The sequence below is a fragment of the Asticcacaulis sp. genome, assembly GCA_024707255.1.
Classification (GTDB): domain Bacteria; phylum Pseudomonadota; class Alphaproteobacteria; order Caulobacterales; family Caulobacteraceae; genus Asticcacaulis.
Window position 1 is genome coordinate 1,474,027 of record JANQAC010000002.1, and the last position, 17,432, is coordinate 1,491,458.

General features: G+C 56.3%; 14 protein-coding genes and 2 pseudogenes. 6 read left to right on the forward strand and 10 right to left on the reverse strand.

The genetic code is table 11. The annotated features are described in order from the left end of the window. Positions 1-114: 114 nt before the first annotated feature. The 6 genes and pseudogenes from istB to NVV72_18310 form a co-directional block, all read right to left on the reverse strand. Positions 115-895 (reverse strand): annotated as a pseudogene (gene istB / locus NVV72_18285) (IS21-like element helper ATPase IstB). Continuing rightward, the gene (gene istA / locus NVV72_18290; protein ID MCR6661169.1) at positions 885-2,405 is read right to left on the reverse strand and encodes an IS21 family transposase; all 1,521 of its coding nucleotides are present in this window, start codon (positions 2,403-2,405) and stop codon (positions 885-887) included. The pseudogene istB and the gene istA overlap by 11 nt, the downstream one beginning before the upstream one ends. A gap of 507 nt (positions 2,406-2,912) precedes the next feature. After that, positions 2,913-6,074: a TonB-dependent receptor gene (locus NVV72_18295; protein MCR6661170.1), complete on the reverse strand. Its 3,162-nt coding sequence runs from the start codon at positions 6,072-6,074 to the stop codon at positions 2,913-2,915. Positions 6,075-6,641: 567 nt separating this feature from the next. Further along, positions 6,642-6,881 (reverse strand): DUF1499 domain-containing protein, encoded by a 240-nt coding sequence (locus NVV72_18300; protein MCR6661171.1) that lies wholly within the window; start codon positions 6,879-6,881, stop codon positions 6,642-6,644. A 29-nt stretch (positions 6,882-6,910) separates the two neighbouring features. Beyond that, positions 6,911-7,474: a hypothetical protein gene (locus tag NVV72_18305; GenBank protein MCR6661172.1), complete on the reverse strand. Its 564-nt coding sequence runs from the start codon at positions 7,472-7,474 to the stop codon at positions 6,911-6,913. A 177-nt stretch (positions 7,475-7,651) separates the two neighbouring features. Further along, the gene (locus NVV72_18310) at positions 7,652-9,073 is read right to left on the reverse strand and encodes an AAA family ATPase (GenBank protein MCR6661173.1); all 1,422 of its coding nucleotides are present in this window, start codon (positions 9,071-9,073) and stop codon (positions 7,652-7,654) included. A 108-nt stretch (positions 9,074-9,181) separates the two neighbouring features. Here NVV72_18310 and NVV72_18315 point away from each other — a divergent pair, with 108 nt between their 5' ends. Next, positions 9,182-9,790 carry an HAD family phosphatase gene (locus tag NVV72_18315; GenBank protein MCR6661174.1) on the forward strand — a complete coding sequence of 203 codons (609 nt, stop codon included), beginning with the start codon at positions 9,182-9,184 and terminating at the stop codon, positions 9,788-9,790. On the opposite strand, the gene pdxH is transcribed toward NVV72_18315, so the two are convergent. Then, positions 9,791-10,447: a pyridoxamine 5'-phosphate oxidase gene (gene pdxH / locus NVV72_18320; protein ID MCR6661175.1), complete on the reverse strand. Its 657-nt coding sequence runs from the start codon at positions 10,445-10,447 to the stop codon at positions 9,791-9,793. It abuts the gene before it with no gap. Between the two features lie 93 nt (positions 10,448-10,540). On the opposite strand from pdxH, the gene NVV72_18325 reads away from it, so the two are divergent. Further along, positions 10,541-11,335 (forward strand): hypothetical protein, encoded by a 795-nt coding sequence (locus tag NVV72_18325; GenBank protein ID MCR6661176.1) that lies wholly within the window; start codon positions 10,541-10,543, stop codon positions 11,333-11,335. Positions 11,336-11,408: 73 nt separating this feature from the next. Further along, positions 11,409-12,134, forward strand: a complete 726-nt coding sequence (locus NVV72_18330; GenBank protein ID MCR6661177.1) for a GNAT family N-acetyltransferase — start codon at positions 11,409-11,411, stop codon at positions 12,132-12,134. Here the strand turns inward: NVV72_18330 and NVV72_18335 are convergent. Next, positions 12,131-13,402 (reverse strand): dicarboxylate/amino acid:cation symporter, encoded by a 1,272-nt coding sequence (locus NVV72_18335; GenBank protein MCR6661178.1) that lies wholly within the window; start codon positions 13,400-13,402, stop codon positions 12,131-12,133. The two genes, NVV72_18330 and NVV72_18335, sit on opposite strands and share 4 nt — an antisense overlap. A 128-nt stretch (positions 13,403-13,530) precedes the next feature. On the opposite strand from NVV72_18335, the gene aroC reads away from it, so the two are divergent. The 3 genes from aroC (at position 13,531) to NVV72_18350 (ending at position 15,937) form a co-directional block, all read left to right on the forward strand. Beyond that, entirely contained in the window at positions 13,531-14,637 is a 1,107-nt protein-coding gene (aroC, locus tag NVV72_18340) for a chorismate synthase (GenBank protein ID MCR6661179.1), read from the forward strand. 64 nt (positions 14,638-14,701) lie between these two features. Further along, a complete protein-coding gene (locus NVV72_18345) occupies positions 14,702-15,415 on the forward strand; it encodes a pirin family protein (protein MCR6661180.1) in 714 nt (237 codons plus the stop codon). 54 nt (positions 15,416-15,469) lie between these two features. Next, on the forward strand, positions 15,470-15,937 hold the full coding sequence (locus NVV72_18350; GenBank protein ID MCR6661181.1) for a hypothetical protein: 468 nt from the start codon (positions 15,470-15,472) through the stop codon (positions 15,935-15,937). Position 15,938: 1 nt separating this feature from the next. Here NVV72_18350 and queE read toward each other — a convergent pair. Further along, a pseudogene (gene queE / locus NVV72_18355) lies at positions 15,939-16,574 on the reverse strand (7-carboxy-7-deazaguanine synthase). Continuing rightward, positions 16,571-17,311 carry a 7-cyano-7-deazaguanine synthase QueC gene (gene queC / locus NVV72_18360; protein MCR6661182.1) on the reverse strand — a complete coding sequence of 247 codons (741 nt, stop codon included), beginning with the start codon at positions 17,309-17,311 and terminating at the stop codon, positions 16,571-16,573. The pseudogene queE and the gene queC overlap by 4 nt, the downstream one beginning before the upstream one ends. Between the last annotated feature and the right edge of the window lie 121 nt (positions 17,312-17,432).

A 17,432-nucleotide genomic window follows, 5' to 3' on the forward strand; every position in this document is an offset into this window, starting at 1 on the left:
TGCACCTCCGCCTCAAGAAGGCCCTCCTGTGTTAATTTTCACCGAGAACTGACCCAGTATTTTCACCTAGAACTGACCCGCCTAAAAGGTATAATCCTATGGGTCATGTTGGGGTCAAGTCACAGTTTTCTCCCTTCTCGATTTCACTGTTGCGGTGCTTGCCTTGAAGCGGAAGCTGTCGTTTCCGGTTTCAAGGATTATGGCAGTGATGCGTGAGCCGGTCGAGCAGCGCGGTGGTCATCTTGGCATCGCCGAACACACCCGCCCATTCGCTGAAGCTGAGATTGGTGGTTATGACGACGCTGGTCTGTTCGTAGAGCCGGCTTAGCATGTGGAACAACAAGGCGCCGCCGGACGCGCTGAACGGCAGGTAGCCCAGCTCATCGAGGATGACCATATCGAGCTTGAGTAACCGGTCCGCCATTTGGCCGACCTTGCCCTGGGCCTTTTCCTGTTCAAGCAGGTTGACCAGTTCGATGGTCGAGAAGAAACGCACCTTCTTTCGATGATGCTCGACAGCCTGCACGCCCAGCGCTGTGGCGACATGGGTTTTGCCAGTGCCAGGTCCCCCGATCAGGACAACGTTGTGCGCACCGTCGATAAACTCACATCGATGTAACTGCCGCACAAGCGCTTCATTGACCTCACCGGAAGCAAAGTCATAGCCCGACAGGTCTTTGTAGGCCGGGAAGCGGGCCGATTTGATCTGATAGGCAATAGACCTGACCTCCCGCTCAGCCGTTTCGGCCTTCAGAAGCTGGGACAGGATTGGCATCGCGCTTTCAAACGCAGGCGAGCCCTGCTCGGTCAGTTCGCCTGCGGCCTGGGCCATGCCGTACATTTTCAGAGCTCGTAGCATGATGATAATGGCCGCACTGGCGGGATCATGACGCATGACGGCCCTCCGTGCGCAAGGCATCATAGCGCTCAACATTAGCCAGGGGTTCCTGCCTCAGCCGCAGCGCCTGTGGCGCATCGATTGTATCGGGCGGCGTTGTCCCGTCGATCAGGCGATGCAGCAGGTTCAGGATGTGTGTCTTGGTTGGCACGCCACCAGCCAGTGCCAGCTCAACGGCTTGCAAGACGACCTGTTCGTCATGTTGAAGAACAAGGGCCAGGATTTCGACCATTTCCCGATCGCCACCAGGGCGTTTGAGGAGGTGCCCCTGAAGCCGCCGGAAGGATTCCGGCAGATCAGTGAATGGCGCGCCGTTACGCAGGGCGCCTGGCTTGCGCTGGATCACCGCCAGATAGTGACGCCAATCGTAGACGGTGCGACCAGGCGTATGATGGCTGCGATCTATAATCCGTTGATGCTCGCACAGGATCTGACCTTCCGCCGCCACGACGATGCGATCTGGATAGACGCGCACGCTGACCGGGCGGTTGGCGAACGAGGCCGGCACGCTGTAGCGATTGCGCTCCAAATGGATCAGGCACGTCGGGGTCACCCGTTTGGTATGTTCGACGAAGCCGTCGAACGGCCGCGTGGGCGCCATTAAGTAGTCCTGCTCTTCCGCCCAGACATCCGCAATCGTCCCCGGCAGTTCACCATGCGGGATTTCCCGCCAGTAAGCGATACACCGCTCTTCCAGCCAGACATTCAGAGCCGCCAGGTTCGGGAAGCTGGGTATCGGTATCCATAGCCGGTGACGGGCATCCTGGACGTTCTTCTCGACCTGTCCCTTCTCCCAGCCTGACGCCGGATTGCAGAACTCGGCATCGAACAGATAATGACTGGCCATCGCCTGGAAGCGCAGGTTCACCTGCCGCGCCTTGCCGACTCCGATCTTATCGACCGCCGTTCTCATATTGTCATAAATACCCCGCCGCGGCACCCCGCCCAGCACGCGGAAGGCTTCGACATGAGCATCGAACAGCATCTCATGCGTCTGAAGCGGATAGGCCCTGAGGAAGAAGGCCCGGCTGTATGCCAGCTTGAAGTGGGCTACCTGAAGCTTGGTGCGCTCGCCACCCAGAACGGCCCAGTCCTCGCTCCAGTCGAACTGGAAGGCTTCGCCGGCCTCGAAGGCCAGGGGTACGAAGGTCCCGCGGCCAGTTGTTTGCTGGTCACGCAAACGACTGGCTTTCCAATCCCGCGCAAAAGCCGCCACACGACCATAGGATCCCTCGTAACCCAAGGCAATCAGATCGCCGTGGAGCTGTTTGATGGTGCGCTTTTGCTTGCGAGACTTGCCAGTTTCAATCTTCAGCCAATGCGCCAGTTTCTCAGCGTACGGGTCCAGCTTACTGGGCCGGTCCGGCACCCGATACTTCGGCTCAACAGCGTCAGATCGTAGGTATCTGCGGATAGTGTTGCGGGACAATCCTGTCCGCCGCGATATCTCCCGGATCGATATCCGATCACGGAAAGCCCAGCGTCTGATGACGCTCAATAGTGCCATGTCTATCACTCCAAGGCCCTCGCTGTCTGACAACGAGGGGAGTTTCACATGGGTCAATTCTCAGTGAAAATTACGAGGCCAAGTGGGTCAGTTCTAAGTGGAAATCAACAGCCCTCCTGATCAAACACCTGACTCGCGTAACGCCCTATTCTGGACAGGCAGAACCTGACCAATCTCCTCTAGGCAAGGATCTGCCAGACAACCATTCCAGCCAAATGTCCTGACCGTGAGCATTTAACATCCGTGCATCCAGCGAAACTAATCCTCGCCGTGCAATAAACATTCATAAACACCAATAAAAAAAAAGCGGCGGAAGATTTCCCTTCCGCCGTCTCCTTTAAGTTACTACGAAGGTTCGATCTTAGTGGCTCAGATCAAAGCTCAGATATTGACGCAAACATGAAGTTACAATTGTTCAAGCGCTAATCTGTCTCCCGAGGTCCAGATATTTCGCAAAAAAATGGCGAGCCTGCTAGGCTCGCCATAAGTTGTGTCCTCGAGCGAGGTTTAGAAGTTGTAGTATATAGCCACGCGCGCAGAACGCGGAGTTTGATACTGAGAAGGCAACAAATAGTTCGGGCTATATTGGAAGTTGCTTGCCGACCCCTTTTCCGACACTTCGTTCAGAGCCGTAGGTGTTTGAGCGTTGAACAGGTTAAAGATGTCGGCACGGAAGGTCACGCGCCCCTGAGCCCAGTTCGGCGTGTAGGATGCGCCGGCATCAAACGTAAACGTCCAATCCGTACGGCCCGAAGTCCCGCGTTCCTTGAGTGCTACAGTACCGTCCGAGGACATGCAGTAGAAGCTCGAGGCGCTGTACAGAGCCAACTGGCCGGAGTCGTAGCCGATAGACGGATCGGAAGTGTCCACAAAACCGAAGCAGTTAAGCGGACGGCCTGAAGTGGCGATGAAGTTACCCGAGAACGAAACTTCATCATTAAGCTTATAGTTGCCAAAGAGTTTGATTGAGTGACGGCGATCATTCGGCAGGAAGCCGCTGGAGCCTTCTTCGAATTTGAAGTTATCAAAGTCCTGAGTGGCGCCGGCATCGACCTGGCCGAGAGATGTATTCACATAACCTTCAACATTGCCGCGGCTTGCTGAGAGGGTATAGGAGCCATTCACATTCCAGTTGCTTCCTCTCCACTCGCCGAACAATTCAACCGCCATATAGCTGCGCTTGAATTTAGGCAGTTTAAAGTAGCTGGCGTCGACCGTATTGATTTCAGAAGTGCCATCACCATTCGCATCAAACGAAAGGGTCACGTCTTCACCTGGATTGATGATCTGGCAGGGCGCCACCGTTGAAGCCAGGGCATCCTGAGCGTCTTCAGTGCTCATGTCGTAGCCCTGATCGGCAGCCCAGCTGATGTAAGGCTGATAGCTGCAGTGATCGTCCATGCCACTCTTGACCTGACGATAAATGCCGCGAACACCCAGAGTCAGATCGTCCGAAAAGCGCTTTTGCGAACCAAGGATAAATTCATCCTGATACATGGGGCTTAGGTTGTTATCAGCAACAGAATCAGCCGCTGGTGCTGTCAGCGAACCATTTACATTCGTACCGCCAATTTGACGTCCCTGACCGATTGGAAGACCTGTCGCCGTATCGACACCAGTGGTAACGTAAAAGTCTTCAACCGTAGCCTCGATGCCCGAAGCCCGGATATTCGTATTCGAGGCCACTGGTATATAGAACCGCCCAGCGTTACCAAATACTTTGAAGTCCCCGTCACCATTGACATCCCAAGAGAAGCCGAGGCGAGGTGCGATAGAATTATCAGCGTGGACGAAAGCCTCGCCATCGCCGTTCTTGTTAGTGAACGACTCAGAACGCAGCCCCGCATACAGCAAGAGGTTTGGATTGATCTGCCAGCTGTCCTCGACATACCAGGCCGAGTTTTCTACATCATACGAACTTGAACCCGTCGTATAAACCCAGCGGCGAGCATAGTTCGTGCCCACAGGCAACAACTCACCGTTTACAGTACGTCCTGCGGCCTCGGTAACCAGATAGTGACGCCAATACTCACCACCGGTGTAAACTTCGCCCACTTTCGAAGACGTGAACTTTTCACCATCGTAGCCAAAGCGGATCTCATGATTACCCAATTGCCAATCCGCATCAATACGAATTGACGTACGTTCGTCAGATTCTGGCGAAGCAGTCAGATCGGGGATGAAAACTTGGGACAGGCTATAGCAACCGATATAGGTCGTCGTGCTCGCGCTTGCGCGGCTATCAAAAGCACGTACGCATTTTGCGGCTTCAGGATCAGTCACCCGCGGATCCTTGTTATCATAGGCGCTCTTCAAATGCCCGCCTTGAACCGAAACCGTAAAGTTCTCTGTCAGGTGCCCGGTATATTTCAGGATATCAATATCACCGCCATTGGTCAGATTATATTGAGAATCGAAATTCTCATGCTTGCCACTATAGAAGGACTCCGCGCCTTCTGCAGTGCTGTTTGTATAATTGGTGTATTTGACCGTATCCTTATTGCGGATACCCGTATATTCCAGGTGGTGGTTCGGTGTAATATACCAATCCAACTTCAGTAAAGCCTGCGGCGAATTATCGGCAGTATGATAGCTGTCGATCTGACGATAGACGTCGCTTTCATTGTTTTGGCCCTGAATAGCCGCGAACATGAACAACTTGTCTTTAATGATAGGACCGCTGGCATATTCTGTATAGGTGAAGCTGCTGCTGGTATTGGCGCTGCGATAACCGAAAAGATGGTTGTCAGAGGCCGGATTATAATCACCGTTCCCATCAATAAAGCCGGGGGTGTAAGCTTCATCCGGATCTTTAGAGAGAACATCGCGGCCGCGGGTCTTAAGTTCGGCCGGCGCATACACCATACTACCGCCAAATTTCCATTTGTTAGTACCGCGCTTGGTCACCAAAGAAATGACCCCACCGAGCGAACGACCGTATTCCGCGCCATATCCACCCGTTTTAATCTGTTCCTGTCCTATAGCATCAAACGGAATATCAGCATAAGTCAAAAGCGTCCGAAGGTTCGTAACATCAAACCCATTAATATAGTAGCCGTTTTCAGCAACTGACGAACCGCCAATGGAAACCGTATTCCCGAAATCGGCTGGACTGCCGTTCTTAACAGTGCCGGGCGCCAAAAGTGCTACGGACGAGATTTCACGATTGATCGGCAGAGACGCCATCTGTGAAGCTGTGAAAATGGATGTCGATTCCACCGACTTGACGTCGATCGGATTCACCGTCCGGGAACCACGGACAACGACCGTCACAGTATCATTAGTCAGATCGGCAGATACACCCAAGCCAGCCTTAACTTCGACATCCTTGGAAACACCGTTTGACGATGTCAGGGTGTAGAGCCCCGGAGGAACAGCCGAAAATGAATATTCGCCACTCGCCGATGCTGTAATACTGCGGGAAACGCCGGTTTCGGTATCCAACATCGTGACGGTAGCGCCTGGATCCGTCTTACCGGTAGCATTACCAACAGCGCTTTGTGCCAAAGCTTGGGTCGGCGTCAACATTAATGCCGACCCCGCAATTACAGACAACGCCGCACCGCAGATCGTCGTCGTGGCCAGAAGGCCAGATCGCAAAGATAATTTTTTCACTTGTTTCTCCGGGTTACATGAGGGTGTAGGCGCACCCACCGCAGTTTCCAGCATTACACGCTGTTAATGAAGTTAAAGCCCCCTGTCGCAAATCCGTCAATCGCGCGACATATTTTTGTCGATATCAATTGCAACCTGTTTCAATAAAGTCACAGGCGAAACATTACCTTAGGGAAACTATTATTAGCGCTTTCTGGTTAATTTAACCGACACGAATGCATGTAATTCAGCGAACTGAAAATTTATGTAAAATCAATTAATTGAAACAAAAATATGAAGCGCCGCGTCATCGGGGAGGAAGCAAATAAATTCCCCTGAATAGCTACGTTATCCCGAAAATTATTTCAGACGATTTTGCGTTGCCCGCATTGCCAAAATGGCAAAATATCAGAACAGATGCAGATCCGACGCATAATTTCTAACGCCTGACATGGACATATGTCGCCGATGTAACCGCTTCCGGCGGGTAACTGGCGGCCAGAACATGTATCAAAAGAAGACTGAGCACCGCGGCCGCAATCCGCTGCGAACGTTTTGATAAATATATAAAAAAGGCCAAACCCATGTCTATCCCGTCCTGATCTTCTCAGGAAGGAAGCAAACCGTGAGCCAGCCGTAAGATCAGCCAACCGCTGCAGCGGGAAACGGCATGGCTCTGATTTTCTGGACAATTTCGGTGACGCGGCGACAGTTCGCGCCGAGATCGGGAATATTGTAACGACTTACCGACCGAACATCGATGCTGCGCGGGTCAATCCGGATGACGATATCCGATTTGAAACCGTAGAAATTGTCCTGGTAGGTGGCTTCCACGCGCCAGGGAGAGGTGCCGAAAACCGTATAGTGGTTCTGCTTAAGCATGGTGACAATCGCTGGAATTTGATCTTCTGTTACAACCAGATTATCGATTGTCTTCGCGGCTGGGCAGGTCGCTTCGTTGATGGCGGCAATGGTTTTCCCCCCCAATCGAGCGATTCGTTGCGCGGCACCCGCGGCAAATCCTCGATCGGCAAGGCATCCCGGCCTCTTAACGTCACCATCTTATCCGAGAAGCTCAGCGGCCGATCCCAGTTGGTGGCAACGTCGGCAATCGGCGGATAATCCTTGAGCAATTTGTGATACCAGGCATAACCGCCAAGCAGACCGCCAGCGATCACAACTGCCGCCAGGGCCCAGGGCGCACGGTACTTTGGACACTTGAAAAGTGAAATCAGCAGGGACAGCGCTGCCACGGCCAAGGCCACCATCGCCATACGCGGGCCAATGCCCAGGGTCAGAGTCTTGAAGCCGAGATCGAGGCTGATATAGCCCAGATGCGTGATCATCATGGTGCCCAGCAGGAACAGGGCCGTGATGACCGAAACCATGAACGCCAGGTGCGCAAAGGCAAATCCCTTCTTCCGCGCCTTATGCGGCGTGCCATTATAGGCATTATCGGAATGCGGATCGGACACTCGGCACCTCCCAGGCTATGGCGGGTTTTGGTCAACGCAAATTAGCCCAAGGAAAGCCTGCGTCACGCCCTTACCTTCAAAACACGAAAAACAGCGCAAGAAAGTTAAATATTCAACATTATTACACGGCTCCGAAAACCGCGTTGGCCGGCCTGAAACACATGATTTTCAGGACTTTCAGGCGCTTTCAACATGCCACAAAATCGTTGACAGATCAATATCTTGCTGACCAACTGCAATGTCCGCCGTCGCATCTGATACATCATTCAGGCGGTCAGCGACACGACGCCCGCGCACCGCCGCCGGCAGATTGAGCCATAGCCCCTTAAAGGCCGCGTTTTGCTGACGTGCGAGGGCTGCGCAACGATCCCGCCAGGCGGCTTCACGGAATGTGGCATCCAGAACAACCGATTGCCCGGTGTCCAGAGAGGTTTGCGCCAGGGCAAACATATGATCATAGACCCGCACATTTTCAGCGGGCGAATAGGCTTCCTTCGGCAAGGTGTCATATTCTGGCCAGGCCCACAGACGTTTGCGGATTTCATCGCTGCGCAGGATGACGGCGCCGGGCGCCCGGCCGATTTGAGGTGCTTCCTGACGAGCGCGCGTGCTTTTACCCGAACCTGACAGGCCGCCTATCGCCATCAGTTGTGCCGGCTGCATCTCCAGAAAGTCCTTCGCCGCCTTGAGATACATCCGGGCCTTATCCATGCCGCCATTCAGATCGTGTGCCGAATTGGCGCTGACGTGACAGCGCACGGCCGCGCGCATCGACATATAAAGCGGCAGGCATTTCAGCCCAGCATAGACGGCTGAGGCATCCCCTTCAAGGCGTGCCGCCTGCTCCAGCCAGATATTCAGCACCAGATTGGCCGCCGCCTCATGCCCCCTCACCCACAGATCCATCAGCAGGAAGGCCAGGTCATACAGCACGTCAATCTGGCTCAGGCGGTCATTGAATTCGATGCAGTCGAACAGGACGGGTTTACCATGCTCCATCAGGATATTGCCAAGATGCAGATCTCCATGGCAATGGCGGACAAAGCCCCCTGCAAACCGCGCCTCTAAAGCTGGCGCCAGTTCGGCATAGACGGCCTGTATGGTCCGATCATAGACATCAACCAGATCAGCGCCCAGTTGTTCACGAAACAAGGCTATGTTTTCACGATTTGAATCAATTACATATTTTGTATTGCTGACGTGCTGCTTATCGCCGCATATCTCGGAGCCGGCATGAAAGCGGGCGATCAGTCGTCCCAGATCCCGCATCTGCCCCGGATCCGGCGTCCAGTCTGGTCGGCTGGCACTTTGCGCCGCCAGCACACCGGCCGTATCGAAACGACGCATCACCAGAACGCTCTCTTCGGCGATTTCCTCGATACCAAGATAGATGTCCGCCGCCAGGCGCTGATTGAAGCGCAGTTCCCGCAGCAAGGCTGTCCGGCGTTTTTCCGGCGTGGTGAAATCAAGAAAACCGTAATCGACACTTTTCTTGAGCTTGTAGGCCCGTTCACCCTTTAATACGACAGTCGCACACGAGGTTTCAATGACTTCGTCGGCGCCTTCACGGAGATAATCGAGAGCCTGACTTAACGACACAAACCACTTCCCTCTGATCTATAATCGCCAAACCGGCTAAGCCGCTTTTGTCGTTCTGGCAAGCAGATTAGCCTTGACCTCCATAGCCTTGCCTACCAGATGTCAGTCATGACGACGCCCGCCTCCCTGCCCGCCGATGTTAAGGCCATCATCTTCGATTGCGACGGCACCCTGGCCGATACCTTCGGCGCCCATTTCCGTGCTTTTCGTGACATTCTGGCGGACTATCAGGTCACTTTCGAGACGGAATTTTATCACGCCCGCCTGGGTCTGTCGCGCTATGAGTTGCTGGAGGAACTGAAGCAGGCGCAGGGCAAGCCCTTTGATGAACAGGTCGTCGCCAAGCGTAACACTGCGGCATTTCTGACGCATCTGCCAGCCATTCGGCCAATACCCTACACGCGCGACGTTCTCCGCAGCCAATATGGACGGCTCAAGCTGGGTGTCGCCTCCGGAGGGCAGCGGCCCATTGTCGAAGCCACACTTAAAGCCATCGGCGTGGTCGATATGCTCGACACCATCGTGACCATCGAGGATACTGGTATGGGCAAGCCAGCCCCCGATCTTTACCTGTTGGCAGCGGAACGATTGAACGTCGCCCCCCGTTTCGTTCTGGCTTACGAAGACAGTGACGAAGGCATGGAAGCCGCGGAACGCGCCGGGATGCGTGTTATCGATATCCGACCATTTTACAGGACCGATCCAGCCAGGTGGTAATCAGGGATAGAGCCTGGTGCGCGACCAGTTGCCGCTGGTTGTCTCGCGGCGGAACTGAAGGCGGTCATGCAGACGAAAGGGCTTGTCGCGCCAGAACTCGATGCTGAGCGGCGCGACGCGAAAGCCGGTCCAGTGGGGCGGGCGATCGATCTTGCCCAGACCGAACTTCAGGCCGTATTCCGCCACCTTCTTTTCCAGTGCGAACCGGTTCTCCAGCGGCCGTGACTGATCCGAGGCCCAGGCGCCGATCTGACTTTGCCGCGCACGGCTGTGGAAATAGGCATCGGCCTCGGTATCACTCACCCGGCCGACGGCTCCACGGATACGCACCTGGCGACGCAGGGACTTCCAGTGAAACAGCAGAGCTGCTTTCGGATCTTGCATCAGTTGCTGACCTTTTGCGCTCAAGGTATTGGTGTAGAAGACAAAACCAGCTTCATCGAAATCCTTCAACAGCACCATGCGCACATCGGGCAGGCCATCGGCATCGACTGTGGCGACCGCCATGGCGTTCGGGTCATTCGGTTCCTTCACGCCGGCGTCTTTCAACCATTGACCGAACAGGGCAAACGGTTCACCGGCATCGATCTCGGCCTCATGCGCCGCATGGGCCTCGGCATATTCATCGGCGGAAGGGCTTGGCGGGATCAGCGAGATCGGTCATAGCGGCCTTAAGACTTTGAAAAGGATAATCAGGCATTAATTTCAGGATGCGGCGTTGAAAATCAGCGCCGCTCCATAGGTGTCAGAATGGACTTCGGAGGCATGAACTTCAAGATGGCGGGGGTAAAAACAAGAGCCGAAGCGCTTGAAGCCCTAGGCCTGAAGGATATGGCGCCGGACGATGCCATCCGCTACGCCTTCCGCCAGCGCCTGAAGCAAGTTCATCCGGATCTGAACGGCGGCACGGACGCCCAGCTCAGGCGGCTGATCCTGGCGCGGGATATGCTGACATCCGACACTAATGCACCTTTAAAACAGACAGATTTTCCTCAACAATTCGACAGGAACGAGCATCGGTCTCATGGCGCCAGACCTCTGCATATCAGCCTGCATCAAGCCCTTTTCGGCGGCAGCGTTTCGACGGATGTTCCGGCGTTGGAATTTGCCGAGGCGGACGCCCCCCTGGCCTCTTTGATCGAAACCAGACGTATGTACATTGTCCTGCCGCCGGGCTTGAGGGACGACACTGTAGTCAGCCTGACCTGTAACGCCTCACCCGGACAAAGGCTTTTCTGCATCCATATCGAAGCAGGTGATGAGTGCCGCGTCTGGGGCAACGATATCTGGATGACAGCCACGATCGAAAGCCGCTTTTTACGCAGCGGCGGCCAGACAATCATCGATACACCGCATGGGCCGCGACATATCAATATTGCCGCCCGCACACCATCAGGTGCCAGCCTTTGCCTGAAGGGCCAGGGGCTGCCGGCCACCGACACGGCGCCTGCCGGCGACCTGCATATCCGGCTGGAGTCCTGCGCCGATACTATGCGCCCGGCGGGTCACGTCCTCACCGATTTCCGCCAGCGTTGGGCGTCATAATCTAAAACAAAATGCGATTTTCCCGCGCCCCTCACCTGTGCCATGACGACGGCAAATAAACGGGGATCCGCACATGGCACTCAGTTACGACACTTTCAGTCCATCGCTTGGCATCCGCCAGGATGCCTTTGGCAACCCCATTGGCAAGGCTGTGGAGGGTTGGCAGGGCTGCACCCGATTGCCAGATACGGAACTCCTCGGACGGACCTGCCGGCTGGAGCCTTATGATATTGCTCATGCCGAAGGACTTTACAGCGCCTATGTCGAGGATGACGGCCGCATGTGGAGCTACCTGCCCTATGGCCCGTTTGACAGCGCCCAGGCCGTCAACGAAAGTATCCAGGACTGGCAGAAAAACAGAGGCTTACATACTTTTGTTATTATGAAGAATGAGCAGCCGGTCGGCCATGCCAGCTTTATGCGTTATGATTTGACGCACGGCAGCGTTGAGGTTGGCGGCGTCACCTTTTCACCGGCCCTGCAACACTCGACCGCAGCGACCGAAGCCATGTATCTGATGATGAAGCACGCTTTCGATCAGGGCTATCGCCGCTACGAGTGGAAATGCAACCAACTCAACATACCATCGAGCCTCGCAGCTTTGCGACTGGGCTTCAGCTTCGAGGGCGTCTTCCGCAATCATCAGGTGGCACGTGAAGGTCGGCGCGATACGGCATGGTACTCCGTCATTGCAGAGGAATGGCCTCAGGTCCGCGCGCGCCTCGAAGCCTGGCTTGATCCGGCCAATTTCGATGCGGATGGCATACAGCGTCAAGCCCTGAGCGCTATTCCGCTTTAAATCTCAGCCGCCGAAACCGCAGCCGGCGGCTTTGTCAACAGAGGCGAGTCCTTTTCGATCATGCCGTTTTCGCGCGCCACCAGAGTCGGCACCAGAATCTGGCTGGTGACGTTTGTCGCCGTGCGCATCATATCGAGGATGCGGTCGATCGCCGCCAGAATCGCCAGACCTTCCAGCGGCAGGCCGGCCGTGGAAAGCGTCACCGTCAGCATGACCGTCGCCACACCGGGCACGCCGGCTGTGGCCAGAGACCCTAGAATCGAGGCCAGGGCGATCAGCAAATAGTGCTCCGGCGTCAGTACAATATGGAAATAGTTGGCGATGAAGATCGAGGAAATCGCCGGATAGATGGCGCCGCAACCGTCCATCTTCATATTGGCGCCGAGCGGCAGGGCAAAACCGGCATAGGACTTCGGCAGTTTCAGATTTTCTGTCGCCACAGCCAGGGAAACCGGCAAGGTGCCGATCGAGGAACAGGTGAAGAAAGCCGTCTGCTGGGCGGTGAAAATACCCTTGTAAAAACCCGTCACTCGCAGGCCATGCAGTTTGAGCAGGATCGGGTAAACGACAAAGATTTCGGTCAGACAACCAAGATAGATCAGGCCGATATAGGGAATCAGCGGCTTGAGTGCCTCCAGGCCGTAGCTCGCCACCACGGAGCCGATCAGGCCGAACACCCCGATTGGCGTTAGCTGGATGATCCAGCGCGTCAGCTTGAACATGACCTGAGAGCCCTGCTCAATTAAATCCGACAAGCCCTTGGTTTTTTGACCTAAAGCGCCGAGAGCCGCGCCTACCAGTATGGCGAAGAAGACGATGCTGAGTATCTTGCCGTCAGCAAAGCTCTTGAAGATGTTCGATGGCACGATACCGGTGATGACCTCGACCGGGCCAGGGATCGGATCGTGCGCCTCGACGACCAGCGGCAGACCGGCCAGGCCCGCACCCGGCTGAAAATAGATGCCGATGACCAGCCCGACTGAAACGGCGATGGCCGAGGTGACCATGAACCAGATGATGGTCTGGGCGCCCAACTTGACCGCGCGGCCGCCAGTCCCCTCATCGCCATGCCCCAGGCGTGCGATGGAAGCGGCGATAGTGAAAAAGACCAGCGGCGCCACCAGCATCTTGATGGCGCGGATAAAGGTATCGCCGATCGGATTGAGAAAGGGCAAGGCGTCCTTGCCCCAGTACAGCGCCACACCGATACCCACCACGAAGGCGACCAGAGTTTTCAGCCAGAACGGAATTTTACCAAGCCAAGCCATAACAATACTTTCAGTCGTAACCAATTGACTGATATATGGGCGTACATTCAAACCTTTACACACTAAAAAAATTGCACGGTCAGTTAAACGCGGCTAAAGCCAGTGGGAAATCTACAGGCTGCAATTCCATGTCTCACAATACCTTCGGTCATCTCTTCCGTGTCACCACCTGGGGCGAAAGCCATGGTCCGGCGCTTGGCTGCGTCATCGATGGTTGCCCGCCGGGAATCGCCCTGTCGGAGGACGATATCCAGTGGGCCATGGATCGCCGCAAGCCGGGCGGTTCGCGTTTCGTCACCCAGCGCCGCGAAGCCGATGAGGCAAAAATCCTCTCCGGCGTTTTCGAAGGCGTCACCACAGGCACACCGATCTCGATCCTGATCGAGAACACGGACCAGCGCTCGAAGGATTATGGCGACATCGCCAAACAGTTCCGCCCCGGTCATGCCGACTACACCTATTTCGCCAAGTACGGCGTGCGCGACTATCGCGGCGGCGGCCGGTCCTCCGCCCGTGAAACGGCCGCACGCGTGGCCGCCGGCGCCGTGGCGCTGAAAGTATTACAGGTATTGGTCGGTGAACAGGTCAAGGTGCGCGGGGCCTTATCACAACTCGGCATCCACAAGGCGGCGCGCGGCAACTGGGATTGGGAAGAGGTCGGCAACAATCCCTTCTTCTGCCCTGACCCCGCCTCGGTGACGCTGTGGGAAGACTATCTCGACGGCATCCGCAAGGCCGGCTCCTCCATCGGCGCCGTGGTCGAGGTCGAGGCCGAAGGCATCCCCGCCGGCTGGGGTGCCCCGATCTACGGCAAGCTCGATTCCGAACTGGCTTCGGCCCTGATGAGCATCAATGCCTGCAAGGGCGTCGAGATCGGCGAAGGCTTCGGCGCGGCCGAACTTTCGGGCGAGGAAAACGCCGATGAAATGCGCATGGGGCCAGACGGCCCTGAGTTCAAGTCCAACCATGCCGGCGGTATCCTAGGCGGCATTTCCACCGGCCAGACGGTTGTGGCGCGCATGGCGCTGAAGCCGACCTCATCCATTCTGACCAGGCGCGAAAGCATCGATGTCAAAGGCAACGAAGTCGAACTGATCACCAAGGGACGTCATGACCCCTGCGTGGGCATCCGCGCCGTGCCAGTGGCCGAAGCCATGATGTCCTGCGTGCTGCTCGATGCTTACCTCAGGCATCGCGGCCAGACGGGCGATGGCCCGCATCGGGTGGGCGCCTGAGCCTATTGTAATTGTAAAAGTTACATTTATATATCGGGTCACAGTTCAAGAGGGAGCGTTTCTCATGATCGACAAAAGACCTTACAATCAACTCGGCGGCGCCAACCACGGCTGGCTGAATGCCAAGCACCATTTCTCGTTCGCCTCCTATTATGATCCGGCCAAGATGGGCTGGGGCAGCTTGCGCGTCTGGAACGACGACGAGATCAAGTCACAGACCGGTTTCCCCCCGCATCCGCACAATGACATGGAAATCATCACCTATGTCCGCGAAGGCGCCATTACCCACCAGGATTCCCTTGGTAACAAGGGACGCACGGAAGCAGGTGATGTCCAGGTCATGTCGGCCGGCACAGGCATCCGCCACTCGGAATATAATCTGGAAAACGAAACCACCAAGATCTTCCAGATCTGGGTCGAGCCCAGCGTGCGTGGCGAGCCGCCTGCCTGGGGCGCCAAGCCCTTCCCCAAGGGAGACCGCGCCGGCAAATTCGTTACCCTGGCCTCCGGTTTCAAAGGTGATGAAGACGCTCTGCTGATCCGCACGCCGGCCCGCCTGCTGGGCGCCACCCTGCTGAAGGACCAATCCGAATCCTATACGCCGGTGGAAGCCCCCGAAGGCCAGACGCGCCATCTTTATCTGGTGGTGGCGCGCGGCAAGGTCAGCGTCAACGGCGTCGAACTTGATGAACGCGACGGTGCCGCCATAAAGGATGAAGCCACGCTCGACATCCGGGCGCTGGAAGACGCCGAGGTCGTGCTGCTCGACGCCGCATAATCAACCTTGATCAGCCTCCGGAAGGTGCTAACCTGCACCTTCCGGAGGTATTTCATGCATACTCCCCCTTTTGTTGCTGTTTCATTTCTGGCTTTAGCTGCCTGCTCTCCGGCGCATAAGGCGGAAGTCGCCAGCGCCGAATCAGCCGCCGGCTCCGCCGTCATGTCGGCTATTACACCGCCTCCCGGCAGCCAGGCTCATATACTGGGCGGTGTCGATCTCAACAAATCCATCACCTTGGTGGGCACTGAGCCTTTCTGGAACATCCTGTTCGGTGATGGCCGCCTGGTCTTTTCCAGCCCGGATTCGCATCTTGGCCGCACGGTGTCGGCACCATTCATCCTGAATAAGGACGGCGCCGAATGGCATGACCAGGATATGGATATTTATCTGACACCGGTACGCTGCTCGGATGGTATGAGCGACCGCAGCTATCCGCTGAAAGCCGTTGTGCATATCGGCGAAACCGTCCTGAAAGGCTGCGCCAACAACACATCGCGCCTGCCCCAGAACCGTCCCTGAGTTACTTCAATCCGACCAGTTTGTGCGTCTGGATGCTCATGCGCCATTGCGGGTGCGTCAGGCAGTAATCGATCACCGCCTGGGTATTAGCGGCCTGCTGCGGATCGTCCTTCGGCTGGAGATAATAGCGCTCGAAATCCAGGGTCAGAAATTCGGCCGGGTTGACACCTTCTTGCGGCCAGACCAGTTTCAGCTCCTGACCTTGGGTTTGATGCAGGCGGTTGTCCGCCTTGGGGCTGACACAGATCCAGTCAATTCCCTCCGGCACTTTCAGGGTGCCATTGGTCTCGACGGCGATAAAATAGCCCGCCGCCTTGACTGCCCGGATCAGGTCTTCATCCAGTTGCAGCAGAGGCTCACCGCCAGTGAATACCACAGCCTTATCGGCGGAACGCCCCTCCCCCAGACAGCATCCAGCGCTGTCACGACATCGGCAGGTGTTGCGAATTTGCCGCCATTTTCACCGTCGGTGCCGACAAAATCCGTATCGCAGAAGGTGCAGGCGGCGGTCGTCCGGTCCTGTTCTCGGCCGCTCCACAGATTGCAGCCGGCAAAACGCGCGAAGACATTGACGCGACCAGCTTGCCCCCCCCTCGCCTTGCAGGGTCAGAAAGATTTCCTTGAAACTATACATCAGCGCTCCGCCGGCGTCCGGGCCTCAAGAAAGTGCTCAAAGCCGGTTTTACGCAACTGGCAGGCCGGGCATTCGCCGCAGCCATAGCCCCAGGCATAACGCTCGCCCCGCACGCCCTTGTAGCAGGTCGTGGTTTCTTCCAGGATCAGATCAACCAGGGCCTCCCCGCCCAGTTCCTCGGAAAGCGCCCAGGTCTGCGCCTTGTCGATCCACATCAGCGGCGTGTGAATTTCATAGGGTCGCTCGATACCCAGTTGCAGGACTGTCTGCATGGCCTGGAGGGTCCCGTTGCGGCAATCGGGATAGCCGGAAAAATCGGTTTCGCACATGCCGCCGACCAGGTGATCCAGGCCGCGCCGATCGGCCACAGCCGCCGCATAGACGAAGAACACGAGATTGCGCCCCGGCACGAAGGAGGACGGCAGGCCGCGCCCGGTCATGACGATCTCGGTCTCGCGCGTCAGCGAGGATTCCGCCACGGCGCCGAAACCGCGCAGGTCGCAGACATGGTCTTCGCCGAGACGTGTCGCCCACCCCGGAAAAACCTCGCGGAACTTTTCCAGCACCGTGGTTCGGGTCGTCATCTCGATGGCATGGCGCTGGCCGTAATCGAACCCGATCGTCTCCACACGCTCGAAATGGGTCAGGGCCCAGGCGAGGCAGACGCTGGAATCCTGCCCCCCGGAAAAGAGGACAAGCGCGGATTTGGCGGCGGGAACACGATCCAGGGACGCGGACATGGAACGAAAACTTTCGATGCTGTGAAGTCCTCATCTAAAACGCGCCTTTACGACGTTTTGCAAGCCTTTTGACGCGACGCAAAAACGGTTTCCTTTGACGTTTACGTCAAGCTGGCCAATT